This is a genomic window from Endozoicomonas sp. G2_2, assembly GCF_017744135.1.
Taxonomy (GTDB): Bacteria; Pseudomonadota; Gammaproteobacteria; order Nevskiales; family Salinisphaeraceae; genus Salinisphaera.
In genome coordinates this window covers 194,144-211,272 of the sequence record NZ_JAGHQU010000002.1, presented here as the reverse complement: position 1 = coordinate 211,272, position 17,129 = coordinate 194,144, and the positions used below count along the sequence as shown (strand labels likewise).

16 protein-coding genes and 1 tRNA gene are annotated in these 17,129 nt (G+C 61.8%); 12 read left to right on the top strand and 5 right to left on the bottom strand.

Features of this window, described 5'->3' with window-relative positions:
• Positions 1 to 4: 4 nt before the first annotated feature.
• The 3 genes from ccmB to J7355_RS03145 form a co-directional block, all read right to left on the bottom strand.
• Positions 5 to 670 (bottom strand): heme exporter protein CcmB, encoded by a 666-nt coding sequence (gene ccmB, locus J7355_RS03155; RefSeq protein WP_209060156.1) that lies wholly within the window; start codon positions 668 to 670, stop codon positions 5 to 7.
• Complete coding sequence (gene ccmA / locus J7355_RS03150; RefSeq protein ID WP_209059869.1) at positions 667 to 1,305, bottom strand: cytochrome c biogenesis heme-transporting ATPase CcmA; 639 nt, start codon at positions 1,303 to 1,305, stop codon at positions 667 to 669. Before ccmA ends, ccmB begins: the two co-directional genes overlap by 4 nt.
• A 34-nt stretch (positions 1,306 to 1,339) precedes the next feature.
• Positions 1,340 to 1,426 (bottom strand) — tRNA-Leu (locus tag J7355_RS03145).
• Between the two features lie 296 nt (positions 1,427 to 1,722).
• Between J7355_RS03145 and J7355_RS03140 the strand changes: the two genes are divergently transcribed.
• The 11 genes from J7355_RS03140 (at position 1,723) to J7355_RS03095 (ending at position 14,168) form a co-directional block, all read left to right on the top strand.
• Positions 1,723 to 2,133 carry a hypothetical protein gene (locus tag J7355_RS03140; protein ID WP_209059868.1) on the top strand — a complete coding sequence of 137 codons (411 nt, stop codon included), beginning with the start codon at positions 1,723 to 1,725 and terminating at the stop codon, positions 2,131 to 2,133.
• Between the two features lie 494 nt (positions 2,134 to 2,627).
• The gene (locus tag J7355_RS03135; protein WP_209059867.1) at positions 2,628 to 3,527 is read left to right on the top strand and encodes an SLBB domain-containing protein; all 900 of its coding nucleotides are present in this window, start codon (positions 2,628 to 2,630) and stop codon (positions 3,525 to 3,527) included.
• Complete coding sequence (locus J7355_RS03130) at positions 3,524 to 4,939, top strand: GumC family protein (protein WP_209059866.1); 1,416 nt, start codon at positions 3,524 to 3,526, stop codon at positions 4,937 to 4,939. Before J7355_RS03135 ends, J7355_RS03130 begins: the two co-directional genes overlap by 4 nt.
• Complete coding sequence (locus tag J7355_RS03125; RefSeq protein ID WP_209059865.1) at positions 4,936 to 5,553, top strand: division plane positioning ATPase MipZ; 618 nt, start codon at positions 4,936 to 4,938, stop codon at positions 5,551 to 5,553. The genes J7355_RS03130 and J7355_RS03125 overlap by 4 nt, the downstream gene beginning before the upstream one ends.
• 53 nt (positions 5,554 to 5,606) lie before the next feature.
• Complete coding sequence (locus J7355_RS17635) at positions 5,607 to 6,848, top strand: O-antigen ligase family protein (protein ID WP_348522991.1); 1,242 nt, start codon at positions 5,607 to 5,609, stop codon at positions 6,846 to 6,848.
• The gene (locus J7355_RS03120) at positions 6,848 to 8,290 is read left to right on the top strand and encodes a BNR-4 repeat-containing protein (protein ID WP_348522993.1); all 1,443 of its coding nucleotides are present in this window, start codon (positions 6,848 to 6,850) and stop codon (positions 8,288 to 8,290) included. The genes J7355_RS17635 and J7355_RS03120 overlap by 1 nt, the downstream gene beginning before the upstream one ends.
• Positions 8,291 to 8,297: 7 nt before the next feature.
• Positions 8,298 to 9,446 carry a glycosyltransferase family 4 protein gene (locus J7355_RS03115; RefSeq protein ID WP_209059861.1) on the top strand — a complete coding sequence of 383 codons (1,149 nt, stop codon included), beginning with the start codon at positions 8,298 to 8,300 and terminating at the stop codon, positions 9,444 to 9,446.
• 16 nt (positions 9,447 to 9,462) lie between these two features.
• On the top strand, positions 9,463 to 10,677 hold the full coding sequence (locus tag J7355_RS03110) for a glycosyltransferase family 4 protein (protein ID WP_209059859.1): 1,215 nt from the start codon (positions 9,463 to 9,465) through the stop codon (positions 10,675 to 10,677).
• Between the two features lie 41 nt (positions 10,678 to 10,718).
• Positions 10,719 to 11,618, top strand: a complete 900-nt coding sequence (locus J7355_RS03105) for a glycosyltransferase family A protein (protein WP_209059857.1) — start codon at positions 10,719 to 10,721, stop codon at positions 11,616 to 11,618.
• Complete coding sequence (locus J7355_RS03100; protein ID WP_209059855.1) at positions 11,615 to 13,006, top strand: undecaprenyl-phosphate glucose phosphotransferase; 1,392 nt, start codon at positions 11,615 to 11,617, stop codon at positions 13,004 to 13,006. Before J7355_RS03105 ends, J7355_RS03100 begins: the two co-directional genes overlap by 4 nt.
• 61 nt (positions 13,007 to 13,067) lie before the next feature.
• A complete protein-coding gene (locus J7355_RS03095; protein WP_209059854.1) occupies positions 13,068 to 14,168 on the top strand; it encodes an outer membrane beta-barrel protein in 1,101 nt (366 codons plus the stop codon).
• Here J7355_RS03095 and J7355_RS03090 read toward each other — a convergent pair.
• Positions 14,143 to 15,621, bottom strand: a complete 1,479-nt coding sequence (locus J7355_RS03090) for an oligosaccharide flippase family protein (RefSeq protein ID WP_209059853.1) — start codon at positions 15,619 to 15,621, stop codon at positions 14,143 to 14,145. The genes J7355_RS03095 and J7355_RS03090 overlap by 26 nt on opposite strands.
• A gap of 44 nt (positions 15,622 to 15,665) precedes the next feature.
• Between J7355_RS03090 and J7355_RS03085 the strand changes: the two genes are divergently transcribed.
• Positions 15,666 to 16,322: a 4'-phosphopantetheinyl transferase superfamily protein gene (locus tag J7355_RS03085; RefSeq protein WP_209059852.1), complete on the top strand. Its 657-nt coding sequence runs from the start codon at positions 15,666 to 15,668 to the stop codon at positions 16,320 to 16,322.
• Here the strand turns inward: J7355_RS03085 and J7355_RS03080 are convergent.
• Positions 16,295 to 17,128 (bottom strand): alpha/beta fold hydrolase, encoded by an 834-nt coding sequence (locus J7355_RS03080; RefSeq protein WP_209059851.1) that lies wholly within the window; start codon positions 17,126 to 17,128, stop codon positions 16,295 to 16,297. The genes J7355_RS03085 and J7355_RS03080 overlap by 28 nt on opposite strands.
• Position 17,129: the final 1 nt, after the last annotated feature.

The following is a 17,129-nucleotide window of genomic DNA, read 5'->3' as shown; positions in this document are numbered from 1 at the left end:
CTCCCTACTCGAGGCTGATTTTCAGCGCCGCCGCTATCGCGATAGGCGCCGTCGTGATACCCAGCGCCAGCAACGCCCCGAGCAGATACAGCGCGCCGGCCGCCGGCAACCCGGCGATCGCTGCCCGCATCGCCCCGGCACCGAAAATCAGCACCGGCACATAAAGCGGGAAGATCAACAGGCTGAGCAGCAGCCCCGCACGCGGCAGACTCAACGTCAGAGCGGTACCGATGGCACCGACCAGCCCGAGCGTGGGCGTACCCAGCAGCAGGCTGGCCATGATAACGGGTACGGCGTGCGCAGGCACCCCGAGCAGCAACACCAGCAACGGCGAAGCCATAACGAACACCAGGCCGCTCGCCAGCCAGTACGCCGCGACCTTGGCCAACGCGATCAGCGCCAGCGGCTCCGGCGACAGGACATACTGTTCCAGGGTGCCGTCCTCGTAGTCCGGCCGGAACAGGCGCTGCAGTGAAAGCAGCGCCGCAAGCAGCACCGCCATCCAGATCAGGGCCGGCGATACGGTTACGAGAATGCGCGCATCCGCTCCGGTGCCCAGCGGAAACAGGGCGACCACAAGCACGAAGAACAGCAGGTGATGTACCAGCACGCCCCGCTGACGAAACGCCAACAGCAGATCGCGCCGCAATACCGCCCAGAACACACTCAGCATGGCGTCAGTTCGATGGCACGAACCCGGGTATGGGTAAGCGTGAGCTCTTCATGGGTCGTGAACACGACGATCCCGCCACCGGCGACGTGTGCATCGATACGCGCACACAGCACCGCGCGGGATTCCACGTCGAGCGCCGACGCGGGCTCGTCCAGCAACCATAGCGGCGCCTCGCTAAGCCAGAGCCGCGCAAGCGACACGCGCCGCTTCTGCCCTGCGGAAAGTCGTTCACAGGGCCTCTCGGCGACCCGATCGAGCCCGAGCTCGGCAAGCACCTGACGGATGGCGCGCACCGAAACGCGGCGCGCCGCCAGGCGCATGAGTACGTCGAGATTCTCGGACGGCGTCAACGCGCCGTTGAGCGCGTTTTCGTGGCCGACAAAACACAGGTCGTCCTGAAGCAAAACCGGCTCGCCGTCACGCGCGGGTGTCGCGCTTTGCCAGTGCACAGTCCCTGCATGCGGCGCCTGCAGCCCAGCGAGCGTTCGCAGCAGCGTGGTCTTGCCGCAGCCATTCTCGCCGCGCACGCGCGCGGCCTCCCCGCCTCGCAGTTCGAAGTCGAGATCATGGAACAGCGCCCGCTCGCCACGGCCGCAGCTCAGATTCCGGACAAGCAGGCGCGGCTGCGTCATAGAAGGCGTTCTGGGTGGCCCAAGACCAAGTGGCTGGTGCCCGGAGCCGGACTCGAACCGGCACGTCCCGAAGGACAAGGGATTTTAAGTCCCATGCGTCTACCAATTTCGCCATCCGGGCGCGAGCGCTGGATTTTAGCAGCTATAACGTAGCGCGCGTCGGCAATCTGCGTACAAGTTAGGCAGGCAGTGTAGTTAGAACATAATTTAATTCAGGGGTTTTAGGCGCGGCCGCTGACTTTGCAGGTCGTCCAGATGCGATCTTTCAGTTGGTCGTTCATCTGGGCCGCGATCCCGAAGCCGACGGCTGTTCAAAGTCCGGCAGTCCGAGGAGCAACCCAGATGAAAACGCACAAGAATTCGCGTCTGAGCGTTCACGGTCGAATCCACCTCGGTCAGTAGGTCGGCGATGACGGCATGCTGCTTATCGAGGCAGGTCAGGCGATCGGAGTGATCTCGCGAACAGCGACAACCGGCTGCAACATTATCAGGCAAACGCTCTTCGGGATTCGCCTGGCACAGGCTTTTCCCGACGCATTTTCGTATCAGCTGATCCCAGTCGAACGCAATCGGATCATCGCATTGCGTCGAGCGCGCCCGATTTATCAAGAAATCGCCGAGACCGTCGACATGCCTATACCGGCAATGGCCTGCATTGCGAAAGGCCTGCCCGAATTGGCTGGCCGCGCTGAAGCCAACCACGCCAATTCTCCGCTAGGAACACTACGCACCGGTCGATCCAACATATCGGCACATCACTGTCTAGGCATTTGCAACACCGGACAAGAGATTTTTGGCCGCGCAACAACGGTCAGGTCGAGCGACTGATCCAGCCGGCGGTGCGAATGGGCGTACGCACGATCCGACGGGTACTTAGCTCAGAGCGCGGTCAGTCTGCGAAATTGGCTGCATGACTGCATCAGGCAAAGCCGGCACGCCGGCCTCGGTTACCAGCCACCGGTCGGCCGGCTCCGCTTGTTCACGAACGGCCGGGTGGTTAAACGTCTCGACCGCAAGCACGAGTTCTCAATCGCGCATTCGAGCCGGCATCGAGGCTACCCATCCAACTTTAGCGTTCCCGTTCCGGAACGCACATCTAGCCGGCCGGGGATGAGTCGTCCGAGGCACTTTCCTTGAGCCAGTTGCCGCGCAGAGTTGCGCGTCATTTCCCGTGGATTGCGTATCCCGTGAAATATGCAATTTGCCACCTCTATCCTCGAAAACATGCCGCGAAACATGGGTCGTTAAACAAAGTGCCGTAGACGAACTTTAGATATGGGTTAATATCTTCTACACGGGTACTAAAGGGGGGGATAATTGCCGTGCTGACTGATTATCGGATCGTTCTGACGGTCGCGGGACTCTCTATCCTGCTCGCCGCTTGCGCTGGATCACCGGCCCCGAACCAAACGGCCGAATCGATAGCTCCTGCACCACCGTCCGTGAATCCGTCAAACCTGCCGATACCGTCGGATCAACCGGCCGACTCATCCGCGACAAGTTCGGAGGGCGTCATCATTGGCGCAGGCGATATTGTTCAAATGAGCATGTTCGGTCAGGCCGACATGAACATCCAGGGGTTTGTGTCCGACACCGGACAGATATCACTGCCCCTGCTGGGCATTGTCAATATCGGCGATCTGACACCCAATGCGGCTCAGACCCGTATCGAGACAGCATATCGAGAAGGCGGTTATTTTCGTGATCCTCAAATCAGCCTGACGTTAGTGGAACACCGTAGCCAACAGGTCTCAGTCCTCGGTGCGGTGAATCAACCCGGACGGTTCTCGTTAACCAGTCGCACGACGCTTCTCGATGTGCTGGCCGAGGCGGGCGGCATTACGGCACGGGGCGCGCGTTCAGTCGTGCTGATTCACGCCGGTAAAGACGCCGAGATGAGAGAGCGTATTGATATCGATGCATTGGTCGCTGGCGACAGCACTGCCAGCGTCTTACGCGCCGGCGACACGGTCTACGTGCCTGAGGCGCCGCTATTCTACATCTACGGTCAGGTTCAGCGCCCTGACGCCTACGCGATCCGGCCCGGGATGACCGTCATTCAGGCTATTTCCACCGGCGGCGGCCTCACCGATCGTGGCTCCAACTCTCGTTTTGCCATTCATCGTCGTGCACCCGACGGCACGGTGAAAACGCTCGATGGGTCGCCTACCACGCGCGTACAGGCTGGTGACGTGATTTTCGTGAAGGAGCGTTTCTTTTGAGCGCCCAAGTCGATCGGCCACTGATCCCCGGCATGCAGGCCACGCCGACCGTCGGCCAGCTCTGGCGCGCGGTTCGCGCCCATTGGCGCACTGTCGCGATTACGGTGGCCTTGTTTACCGCTCTGGCAATCATGGCATCACTGTTTTCGACGAGCTATGAGGCGCGCGCGTCGCTTGTAATCGAGTTCCCAACAGTGGACCCACTCACCGGTCAGGCGCGTTCCTCGGCATTGGCCGAGAGCTATCGTGCGACGCAGATCGACCTGTTAACTAGCCAGAACGTCATGCTGGGCGTGGTCGATCAACTAGGCCTGGCAGACGACCCGCAAGCACTGGCTGATTTCGAAACCGAAGACAACGGCGAGGGGTCCTTTCGGCAGAGGCTGGCGGCTCAGCTGGGTGATGGTCTTCAGATTCGCGCCGGCGAGATCAGTCAATTGCTCGTGGTCTCTTTTCGAGGCGAGAACGCCAAACAAAGCGCCGCCATCGTCAACGCAGTGATCGACCAGTATATGAAGGCCAGCGCGAACATGGCCTCCGATCCGGCGCGCCAGCGTCTCGGTCAATACGCGGATTTTCTCGACGGTCTACGCGGCAAGGTTGACCAGGCGCAGGAGGAATTGACCGCAGCGCGTCAACGCCTTGATGTGATTGATGCAGCGGGCGCAACTACCGTCGATACTGACCGTCTGACCGATCTCGGCACACGCCTAAATGCCGCGCAGGCCCGGATGCAGAGTGCTCAGTCTGAAGTCGATCAGATCAACGCCGCACGTTCAAACCGGAAACCGGTCACCGCTCAGGCGGACATTCTCGACAGCAACGTGGTCCAGGACTTGAAGGATCGCCTAGTCGGATTTTTGGCCCAACGCGCTGACATTGCCCAATCACTAGGCCCCAATCATCCGCGTATTCGCGCCATCGATGGGCAGATCGACACCGTAAGAGCGCGCCTGAGCGCCGAGATCGATGCCTATCTCGCGGCCGCACGCCAAAGTGCAAAGGCCGCGCGCGGCGAGGTCGACGCCTTACAGAACAATTACGATGCGGCCCGGGCAGACGTCATGGACAAGCAAAGCAAGCGGGGTCAGCTGGCCAGTTACCAGCGGCGGCTCGAAAGCGCGTTACAGGTCTACGAAGCGGCGCTGTCGAACTACGACCAAGTGCTCGGCGGCAGCGAGCTTAGCCCGCAGAATGTGTCTGTAGTCACGCGTGCAACGCCGCCGACGAAAAGAGCCGGCCTGGGCCTCAAGCGCAAGTTGTTATTGAGCCTCGTGCTGGGCGGAATCGTTGGCGTCATGATCGCCCTGCTCCAGGAACTGCTCGACCGGCGCGTACGTGCGCCCGAGGATATCGAGCGCGAGCTGGCATTGCCGGTGTTCGGCGTACTCAAACGCGGAGCAACGGCATGAACATGGATCGACGACCGGCACACGCGGACATACATCGCGACGTATTCGCGTTTCATGTACCGCGAGGGCAATCTGCCGATACATTGCGCGCTGCGCTGGCACGCATCGAACTCAACGATACGCCTGTCCGGCGTTTGGCGGTGGTCGGCTGCATGGCCGGCTCAGGTCGCAGTTTCGTGGCGGCAAACCTCGCCGTCCTGCTAGCGCAGTCCGGCCAACGTACGGCATTGATCGACGCGGCACGCGAGAGACCGCGGCAACATCTGCTTTTCGGACTCTCTTCAATCGACACTGCTAGCACAGCAACCACTGTGCCAAGATTGACCGTCGTAACCGGCACTGAGACCCAGCCGTCGCTGGCCGACACACTGATCGAAGCGCCGGCACAGTTTGCCCAGGCCATGACGGAACTAGGCCGCAAATATGAATACATCTTAATCGATACGTCGGCCCATCCGAGCGATCTGGACGCGATTTCTGCCGGCAACCTCAGTGACGGCGCGTTGCTCATCGTGCAGCGAGGTATCACCCCTGTTCACAGGCTACGCACCCTGACCGATCGATTACGCGAGAGCGGCACTCGCGTATTGGGCACCTTGCTCATCGAGGAATAAGACCAGTGCCTCTTCCGGTCGAACACGATACGCGTTTCCACCGGCTGCTCGTTGTGCTGTTCTGGGTCACCCTGGCGTTCGCGCTGCTTCCCGATGGTCTCGATTGGGCCAGCAATGCGGCGTCCAATGATGCGCAGGGCGGCTCCGTGATCCGGCGTCTGCAATGGATGACACCTTTTTTGTTCTGTGCATTGGTGATCTGGCTACGCCGCGGCGTAGCCCTGCGCATTGCCCGCCAGATCGACCCATTTCTGTGGCTGTTCCTCGGCTGGGCCGTGCTCAGTGTCGGCTGGTCGGATTATCCGATGGTGACTGTTCGCAAGCTCGTGCTGCTTGTCGGCACAGGGCTGATCGCCCTGTCATTCCAGGTTGCCGCCTGGCGACCGGATCGGCTGCGCCGCCACACACGCGCCTGCCTAACGACACTGATCGTGTTTTCAATCATCGTGGTTTTCGCCCTGCCCAACATCGGACATGTCGCGGGCTACGAGAATGCCTGGACCGGCATCACCCGCAGCAAGAACCACCTTGGCATGGCTGCGAGCCTGGTAATGGTGCTGTGGATGCACGGACTGGCGATCGGCGAAGTACGCCCGCTGCCGGCCATCGGCTGGACTGCGGTGGCCGCGGTCACCCTCATCATGGCGCGCAACGCCACGGCGCTGCTTTGCGTGATGGCGGTGCTGCCGCCGATGTGGTTGATGTTGCGTCCGGTTATATCGTTGCGGGGCCTTCTGTTCGGCAGCGCGCTCGCGCTCGGCGCAGTTGTGCTCAGCATATTTTTCGTCGTGCTCATTACCCACGGCGTGCCAGGCTGGCGCGAAATCGTCGCCCCGGTCGCAAACGCCGTCGGCCGCGACGTGACCTTCACCGGGCGTCTCGAGATCTGGCGTCTAGTGTATGCGGAAGTCCTCAAGCACCCGTTGTTCGGCACCGGCTTCCAGGCGTTCTGGCTCGGTATCGGCGGCCCCGCGCCCTGGGTCACCCAGAACCTTTACGGCGTCCTCTGGCAGGCCCACAACGGCTATCTAGACTTGGCTAACGAGCTGGGCGTGCCGGGCCTGCTGCTGGGGATCGGATTTCTCGCCAATACGATCCGCCGCGGTGTGCTGCTGCTGCCGGGATGGCGGGCCGAGGCGGCCTGGGTGCTCGGCTTCATTGCTTTTCTCAGCCTTGCCAACCTGGCGGAATCCAGCCTGTTCCGCCCGATCCATTTCATGTTTCTGCTGTCTGTTCACGCCAGTCTGGCGCTCGCACGTCTGCGTGCGATCGATTCGCCGAATCAGGAAAGTTGATGCGTATGCGCAACGCCTTATTCAGCCGTAGCCTGGCAGCACGCGCCGCCCCGGCCGCAGCGCTATGCATGGCTGCTGGTTCAGCTATGGCAGAGGTCACGGCAGAGGTCGTGCTACCGCCGATCGCCGTCGCTCAAGCCAACGCCAGTGTGTTTGCGACACCCTTGGCTGTGTCCGCGCAGGCAGTTTATACGGTCAACGTCGAACCGGGCGCTCGGCCGGTGCCGATTCATAGTTTCGGCCTCTACACCGTCATACGAAAAGGCGTACGCAGCGATAACGGTAGCTGGGCGTGGCAGACTTATCGGCTCGACGTGGATACGGCTAACGACCCGTATCACACCGCCGCCTCCATCGGACTCGATCGGAGCGGCTTCGTGCACGTTGCCTATGATATGCATAATCTGCCCTGGCAATATTCGGTCTCGTCGCAGCCCGAGACGATTGATACATTCGTTTTTCGAGGCCAGCGTGTAACCGCCAAGGCGCGTTGGGGGAGCCAGAATCGGCGCGTCGAATTCCCCGCGCCTGGTACCGCGTCGATCCCGGGTACACAGGTCACATACCCCGCGTTCTTCAACGATCGCGACGGACGCCTCTACGTGACCTACCGCTATGCCGTGCGCCCAGCCCGCACGTGGTCGGAGCGACTTTTCTCGGGCGGCCTCGCACGCTATGACGAGCAGACGCGCCGTTGGAGCGCGATCGGCGGTGACGTTACCGTCGGTCGGAACGATGTCCAGCTGCCGCCGGGGCAGACTGAATATACCAGCCGACCGTTCATCAGCCAGCCCGGCTGGTGGGTCTACCAGATGCGCCTAGCATTCGACGCATCCAACGGCATGCACGTGGCTTGGCTGTGGCGGCGCGGCGACTCGGGTGTGGATCAGAATTTCGCCAGCTACGCCTATCTGCCGCCCGGCAGCGATACGGCCTATGATGCCACCGGTGAACGCTACGAGCTGCCGATCGACCTCGCGTCGGCGAGTCGCGTCGCGCCGGCGCGTATCGCGCGGCTGGCCCCGGACGGTCTGTATAGCCCGGCCCGAATCAGCGTGAGCGCCGGCGGCCACCCCGTGGTCGCGCTGCAGTCGGTGCACGGGCCGCGCTATAGAACGCGGCTCGCGGACAAGCACTGGTCCGATCCGGTTCCAGTGCCGGAACAGGCTTTTGAACAACATTACGATGACAGCGGCCACGAGTGGGCGTTTGCCTCCGGCCTCAGGGTGCTGCGCCGGTCAGTCGACACACACGGCATACCGACCGGCGACTGGCAAACGGTCTACACAGGCAACGCGAGTGATGGCACCGCACTGTGTCATACCCGGGCAATGCCCGCACCGTCCGAAAGCGGTGCCCTGTTCTATGTGCACGCCAATGTTCTGGACGACGGTCGCTGTCGCGACGATCGCGTCACAATCATTCGTCTGAGCAAAGGATAGGCCTTTCATGCGGGTACTCATGCATGCGCCGTGGCCGGCCGAATATGTGACGGAACTTGCCGCGGCATTGGCCGCGCGCGAGAACATCACGCGTCTGTGCGTCATTGTGCGTGCGGATTTTGCGTACGCCGACGCGGTAGGCGCCGCGCTCTTGGCCCGCTGTTATCCCGCAGCCCATAGCGAACGCAGTCGCTGGCAACAGCTGGCGGGGCATTTGGTCGCCCTGGCCCGTAGCGCCGCGTGTATATGGCGGGAACGTCCGGATGTCTTTCATGTCCAGGCGCTGCACCGACCAATACTTGACTGGCCGCTGCTGCTGGTCGCCCGGCTGCGCGGCGCCAGCCTGATCTGGACGGCGCATAACAGCCTGCCGCATGAGAATCGCAGCACTGATAAAGCGCTGTTCCGCCAGATCTATCGTCGTGTCGATGCCGTCATCGCCCACACCCGTCATACCGCTGACACATTAATCAGGCAATTGGACGTATCAGCCACGCGTGTTCACGTCATCGCCCATGGCCCACTCTCGCTCAGCGCCCGTCCGGCCCCGACACGCGCTGCCGCACGCGCCTCGCTCGGTATCGATGACAGCACTTTCGTGCTCCTGCTGTTCGGACGCCTACGGCCGTACAAGGGTCTGGATATGCTGGTCGCGGCACTCGACCGTCTTGCCGATCCCAATATCCAGCTTATTGTTGCCGGTGAAGACATGTTTGGCGACGCTGCCCGGGATATCAAAGGCCGTAGCGATGTAATGGCCGACCTGCGTCGCGTCGATGCCGAAGCGACTGCCCGCTATTTCGCAGCCGCCGATCTGGTGGTCCTGCCCTATCGCCGAATCGATCAATCCGGTGTGCTAATGCTGGCGCTGACTTATCAAAGCGCGGTGCTGGCGAGCGGTATCGGCGGTCTGTCGGAAGTGATCGACAACGAGCGCACGGGATTTCTGTTGAACCCAGTGGACGTCGATACGTTGGCCGCGCGTTTAACAGAGCTCAAGAGCCGCCCCGATGCGCTAGAAACAGTTCGGCGCAACGTCGCAGTCGAGGGTGACGGCGAACGTGGCTGGCCACGCCTGGCAGAGTACACCGCAGCAGTTTATTGCAGCGCAGCAACACAGGCCGGCCAACGGCGCGAACCGAGTGCCGATCAGTGACCACGGGGATGCACGCATGAACGATCGACGGCCGCTCGATAACGGGTCGGCAAGTGCGCATGTGCTGATCATTGTCGAGAATCTGCCCCTGCCCTTCGATCGCCGAGTCTGGCAACAGGCCTGTGCGCTGCGGGATGCCGGCTATGCGGTATCGATCATCTGCCCGCAGGCCGAGGGCTACGACGCGCGCTATGTCCAACTGGAAGGTATCGCCATTCACAGGCACCCACTGCCTGTGGAAGCTAAAGGCGCCTGGGCCTATCCGCTGGAATATGCCACCGCACTATTCTGGCAACTAGTGTTGACGGTGCGTATCGCCCGCAAGCGGCGCATCCAGGTCATTCATGCCTGCAATCCCCCCGATACGATCTTTCTTGTCGCCGCGCTGGCGCGACCGTTCGGTGTGCGATTCCTGTTCGATCACCACGATCTCTGCCCGGAATTGTTTGTGGCCAAATTCGGCCGTCGCGGTGTGATGTATCGGTTGATGCGGATATTGGAGCGCACGACCTTCGCATTGGCGAAAGTGTCGATTGCCACAAACGATTCGTTCAAGCGCATCGCCTGTGCTCGCGGCGGGATGGCCGAAGACGATGTATTCGTGGTGCGCAGCGGCCCGAATCTCGAGCGAATCAGACCCCTGCTTACTGACCCATCGCTACGCCGAGGCCGCGAGTATCTCGTTGGCTATGTGGGTGTCATGGGCGAACAGGAAGGCCTCGAGGATCTACTCCATATGGTGGCGAATATCGTGCATGAGCGTGGTCGCACCGATATTCAATTCTGCCTGGTTGGCTTCGGGCCGTCGCTGGCGGGGCTCCGCACGCTCGCGGACACGCTAAAAATTGGTAATTACGTGGATTTCCCCGGCCGTCTCGACGGTGACGAGCTGCTGCGCGTGCTGTCTTCTGCCGATATTTGTGTTAGCCCCGATCCGAAAAACGACATGAACGACCAGTCGACGATGAACAAGATTCTGGAATACATGGCGTTGGGCAAAGCGCTCGTGCAGTACGATCTGACCGAAGGTCGCGCGTCGGCCGGCGATGCTGCCCTGTATGCGCGTCCGGGGGATCGTGGCGATTTCGTCGACCAGATACTCACCCTCATCGATGATCGGCAGATGCGAGAAACAATGGGCGCATACGGTAAGCGTCGTATAGAGGACGTGCTCGCCTGGAACCACGAGGTGCCCAAGCTGCTTGCGGCCTACGAGCGGGTGCTGTCGTGACTGATAGCAAATTTCAGGGCGCGGCGCGGCCGTCGATTCTGGTGATCTCGCCGGTTCGCGACGAAGCTCGTTTCATCGACGCCGCGATAGACAGCATGGCCGCGCAAACGGTTCGTCCCACGGCTTGGGTGATCGTCAATGACGGTTCGACCGACCACACTGCTGCCATGGCACGAACCCGCGCCGCCGAACTCGACTTCATAACCGTCGTGGACAAGCCCGATCGCGGCCACCGCCATGTCGGCTCTGGCGTGATCGAAGCCTTCAACTTCGGGCTCTCGGCTTCACCCATCGCGGATTGGGACTACATCATCAAACTCGATGCGGATATCACCTACGGACCGCGCTATATCGAACTGATGCTGGCCGAGTTCACCCGTGAACACCGGCTCGCTGCGGTGTCGGGACGTGTCTTTAGGCCCGAGCCGGGTGGGGACGTCGAGGAACGCAAGAGCGCCGACATGGTGTGCGGGCCGTTCAAGTTTTACCGGCGGGCCGCCTTCGAAGCGATCGGCGGGTTCGAGCAGACTCTCCAGTGGGACGGTATCGATATTCACCGGGCGCGCATGACGGGTTGGCGCACCTATAATATCGCCAATCTCGAAGCACGCATCCATCACCATCGGTTAATGGGGTCATCTCAGGTCAGCATCGTGCACGGGCGGATGCGGTGGGGGCGCGGCATTCATTTCATGGGTTATCACCCGGCTTATGCGGTGGCCTCCGGTCTTTATCGGATGCGCGACTGGCCTTATGTGGTCGGTGGTCTTCTGATCATCGCCGGTTATTTCCGCGCAGCAGCTCAGGGCGCCAAGCGCTATCCAGATCCCGAATTTCGTGCGAATCTGCGCCGCTGGCAGCTTCGCCAACTTGCGGCATTACCGCGTTCAGCATTCAGCGCAGCCCGGCGTCATCTTGTCGGCGTGCGGCACTCGCCATGAAGTTCAACGGCCGCACCTTCTCGGCGCCGTTGTTCAACGGGCTGACTTACGGGGCACTAAGCACGGCGCTGTTGCTGCTGATCTCCGCTTTTTCCGATCAGGGCACCAGTGAACACGACCGCCAACTAGCGGTCATCGCGCTGATTGTGATCGGCATCGTATTCGGCCGTTACAGCCTGCTCTGGCGCTGGCATGTGGGCCGCTCTGGTTCGATCGGCACCGGCGTGATGATGAGCTGGGCGATGTGCGCGACCGGTTTCGTCTTCCTGGGTTTCATCACGCGCCAGACCGGGGAGTTCGAGCGGGGCGTAATCCTCCTTTGGCTAGCGTTGACGCCGATTCTGTTCATCTGCGCGCATCACGTCATCCGTTATCTGTTCTTCCGATATTTCCCCAGCTCGATGAAATCGAGAACCGCGGTCATCGTTTTCGTGAGTGCCGATTCGCAGCGTCTCGCCCATGTATTGAGCGATCTCGAGGTGCCGAAGTTCAGCCTGCTGGGGTATTTTGAAGATCGCAGTTCAGAACGTGTCGGTCATACCGAAAATGATGAACCGGTACTCGGCGGCACCGATGAGGTGGTGGATTACGTGAATGCTCATCGCGTGAATGTCGTTTTTATTGTGTTGCCTCTGGACGGTGCGGACCGTGCGGCCGAAATCGTGCGCCAATTGGGTAATACCACCGCCTCGATCTATTTCATGCCCGCTTCGCCCTTGTTCCGGACCGACCATCTGCAGTTCGCGGAAGTCGGTGGCGTGCCGGTGTTCTCTTTCAGCGAAACACCCTTTTTCGGCGCCGACGGTGTTCTCAAGCGGCTCATGGATATTCTTTTATCCTGCGGCGTACTGATTACGTTGGCGCCGTTATTCCTTGTAATCGCGCTCCTGATCTGGCTGACATCCGGGCGGCCCGTGATGTTCGCGCAGCAGCGTTATGGCCTGGATGGCCAGCGTATAGTTGTGCACAAGTTCCGCACCATGCACGTCGATGAATCCGACGACACCGTAGCCCAGGCCACCCGGGACGATGCGCGCGTGACGCCTATCGGACGCCTGCTGCGCCGCACCTCGATCGATGAACTGCCGCAATTCTGGAATGTGCTGCGAGGCGACATGAGCGTGGTCGGTCCGCGCCCACATGCCATCGAGCACAACGAAGCGTATCGCGGGCTGATCGAACGCTACATGCTGCGCCACAAGGTACGCCCCGGTCTGACCGGACTGGCCCAGATCAACGGCCTGCGCGGCGAAGTCCGGATGCTCGAATGCATGCAGCGGCGCGTCGAATTCGATCTCCGCTATATTCGGACCTGGTCTCCCGGACTCGATGTCTACATCATATTGCGCACCGTCGCGCTGATATTCCGCGATCGTGCGGCTTATTGAGTTCCGATATATCCTCGCTGCCACGGTCGTTGCGCTTCCCTGGAGTGCACGCTCGGGCGAGTTGCGTTTGTCACCGTATGTGGAAACGGGCGTCAGCCGCGACACCAATCTGTACGCAGCCCGCGAGGCCTCACGCGCCGCCGATACGCGCCGTCATGCCACCATCGGCGTCGATGCCCGCTGGGGCATGTCGCGTCAGTCGCTGTCGCTGCATATCGATCTCAGTCGTATCAGCTACGCCACAAACACGCGGCTCAATCACAACGCCTATCACGGCAATTTCGTCTGGAACTATGCCGTTGGCAACGCGCTGAGAGGACAGCTGTACTACAACAGGTCGCGCGAGCTCACCGGGTTCGAGAACCGCAGCAATCGCGTCGAGGATTTCATCCAGGTCCGTAATCCGGGGTTCGAAACCGCGCTCGCTATGACGCCGCATTGGCAGGTGGGCGCCGGTGTCGATTATCTGGAACGTCGACACACGCTCGACACCGAGCGCCGCTTCAATCGCAACGAAGTCCAGTCACGCCTCACACTCCAATATATCGGCGCGCCGGGCGCCATACTGACCGCGGGCGTCGAGCGTATCGACGGCGAATACCCAGAACGCGACGTGGACGATCCACTGGCGCGACGCTTCGTTCAGCACGAGCCCTTCGGACGTCTGGACTGGCGTTTTTCCGGCCTGTCACGCGTACAGCTCCGGGCCGGCTACGCCAGCCGGAACAACCGGGGCGGCCAGTCCGAAGACTACGCCTCGCCGACCGGCCGTCTTGCTTATATCCGTGATATCTCCGCGAAGACCCAGCTCAGCGTTGCCGTATCGCAAGATATCTATTCCGCCGACAATGTCGACGCCAACGCCTTACGCAATCGCGGCGCGCGCATCGAGCTCAATTGGGAATACAGCCCGGCAATCAACGTCACCGGGCACTTGGCCTGGGATCGTCGCGACTACCAGCGGACCTCGACCGCCATTGACGGCCGTAATGACAAGGTCCGGGACTACGGGCTCGATCTGACTTGGCGGCCCCGGCGCCAACTGTCGATCATCGCCAGTGCCCAACGGGTCGTGCGTGAGTCGAACCAGCCGGAATTCGGCTATCGCGAATGGGTCGGTGGCCTGGCGGTGCGGATCACCCTTGATCCTGAGCCGCGCTGAATACGGACGTGGACGCCTTTGATTTGCGCCTGCGCAGCACATCCAGAATGGAATACAGCAGCGCGCGCTGAAAAGCCAGCGCCAAGCCGCCATACACCATAACACCCGCGGCGACCTGTGCGATCAGACGTAGCACAGACGAATCGGCCAATAGCGTCAGTTCACCGACCCCGAAAACAGCGACCGCCATGATCGACGCGTTGATCAAGGACGGCACCACCGAGCGCACAAAACTTAGGCGATCGATGCCGAGTACGGGGCGCGCAACGGCGAGATAGAAACCGCCTAGCGCGCAAGCGGACACGATCCGCGCGATGCCGATGGCCGGCCAACTCAACGGATGCAGTGCGATCAGCGCAACGGCCATCCAGATCAGTTCCCACGTGAGGGCCAGACAGCACAGACGTGCCTGTCCACGTGATGCCAGTGCTGTCATCAAGAAATGCGTGGTCGCACCGATGACACAGGCCAGCGCCAGACCGGCTGCGATGGGCCCGGCGGCGGTCCATTTCGCACCGCCCAACAGCGCGATCAGCGTGGGCGCACACACCGCGAGCCCAAGAAACACCGGCATCAACACCAGCGCCGTATGCGACACCGTACTCGCCACGGCCGCACGCAGGCGTTCCGGCGCGTGCTGTGCACGGACGAAAAACGACATCGCGATATTGTGACTGACCGACGCTGTCGGCCCCCGTACCGGCTCAATGATACGCAGCGCCATATTCAGATAACCCGCCCCTTCGAGCCCGAACAGACGTGCCACCAAACCTTGGAAAACAGCATCGCTTGCCTTGTCCACGCAGCGCGCTACGAAAAACCAACCGGCGACGTCCGAGAGTTCGCCAAGTCGTCCGGGCGACCAGCCGGGCGCGATGCGCACAGGGCTGTCTACCACGAGCCATATCAACGTGACGAAACGCGATACCAGGCGCACCGCGAGCAGAGACCATACCCCTACACCCGAGAACACCAGCAGCAGGCCGGCAATCGTGCCGGTCACGTCTCCGACGAGATTCGACCAGGCGATACGCGCAAACGCCTGATGGCGGCGTGCCATCGCGGTAAAGATCGCGACACCGGCGTGGGCGAGCAGAATCGGGCTGAATCCCGCGACAAGCCATGCCAGGGTCACGGTCTCGCTACCCGGCGGGCAGACTTCGGTGATCCAGACGGCAGCCACGCCAGTCGCGGCCATCAGCGCCACCGAGACCGCAAGGACGACCGCCAGCGCCCCCGAGAAATGAACGCGCGAGATGAGCCGCCTCTGGACCAGCGATTCCTCGAACGGGGCGGTGACGAAGATCGCGAGCAGGCTTACGATCACGATCGTCAGTGAGGCGCGTCCGAATACCATCGGCGACAGCCAATGCGCGAACACGACCGTCGTGGCCACCTTGAGCAGTATGCGGCCCAGCGCATCGGCCAAAGAAGACGACAACCACTTCAGCATGAAACCCGCTGCCTTTCGAGACGTAGACCGGCGACAATACGCATATGACACGCGATCGCGCTCTGGAAGACATCATTCTTGGCCTGCTGCCACCCGGCGTGATCGTGCGCGCGGGGCCTATCGTAGCGGCCGGGCCGCTGCCGACGATCGAAGCCCGCCTGATAACTCGCGCGGTCGAGACGCGTCGGGCCGAATTTGCCAGCGGCCGGGTGCTTGCGCGTAACGCATTGGCCGCCCTCGGCCGACCCGTGCAGGCGCTGGGCGCCACGCCCGGTGCAGGGCCGGACTGGCCCGACGGCGTAGTCGGCAGCTTGACGCACGCGCACGGCGTGGTCGCCGCGGCTGTCGCACGCAAGACAGCGCTCGCCGGACTGGGTATCGATATCGAAGGCCCACGCACGCTGAGCCTGTCGACGTGGGGCAGCGTATTCACACAGGCCGAGTGTGCGGCATTGACCGACAGCCATGCTGCCGCCCGCCTGTTTTCGGCCAAGGAAGCCGCCTACAAATGCCTCGCCGGACTCGGCCAACCGCCGGCCGAGTTCAGCGATTTCGAAATGCAGCCGCAAGTATGGGGATATCGCCTGCGGATGAGTCGCGGCGCACCGCCGGTCCCAGAAATTCTCGTCCGTCATTGTCTGATTGGCGAACGGGGAGTCTGCACGGCCTATTGTCATGCGTCGACCGGCCAGCCGGCTTGAAGCCAGGCGATGACCGCTTCGATCAGCATCATGCGCTCGGCGTTGCGTGAAAACGTGTGATCGGCCGAGGGGATGAAATGCTCTTCGAGCCGGGTGCCCAGATCGACATCCGTGAGAGCGCGGCGTAGTTGTCCTGCGTAGTTGTAGTAGCTGTGGGTAGCGCCCGAATAGGCATAGAACAGGCGCACATTTCGATCGACCAGCGTCGACAAATCTCGCGCTAACGTATCGCGGTCGGGCATCTGAAAGAAGTCAACGCCCTCGATCACGGCGTGATCACTGTCGTCAGCGGCTGAAAATACGCGCCGAAACCAGTTCTGCCAGCGTCGCGGTGACGCCAGGCGGTGGCCTAAATAGCGCATCTTGAAGCCGGCCGTGATCGCCGCGTGGCCATCCACCTGTACCATTCCTTCAATTCCGGCATCGGCCAGCGCGACACGATGGGCATCGTCGGCCCCGCTGCACAGCCCGAAAAGCACGACGCCGCGACAGCCGGAACGGTCGCGTAACAATTCAGCCGCCGCCGCGCATTCTGCAATCAGTTCGGCCGCGCGATCAGCGGCCAACGGGCGCCGGGGCTTACGGCTCTCGCCCGTGCCCGCATAATCGAAACGCAGACTGGCAAATCCCGCGTTGGCCAACGCCCGGGCCACCGCGACGGACAACCCGCGCGGGCCCACCCGGTGCTCGAGCCCGGCGTTGAGAAAAAGCACGCCGGGCCGTTCGGAACGGTTATCGGCGTTCGGCGCGCAGAGCACGCCAACCAGATGCGACTCGTGACCAAAGACCTGCGGCGTTTCGTGCATG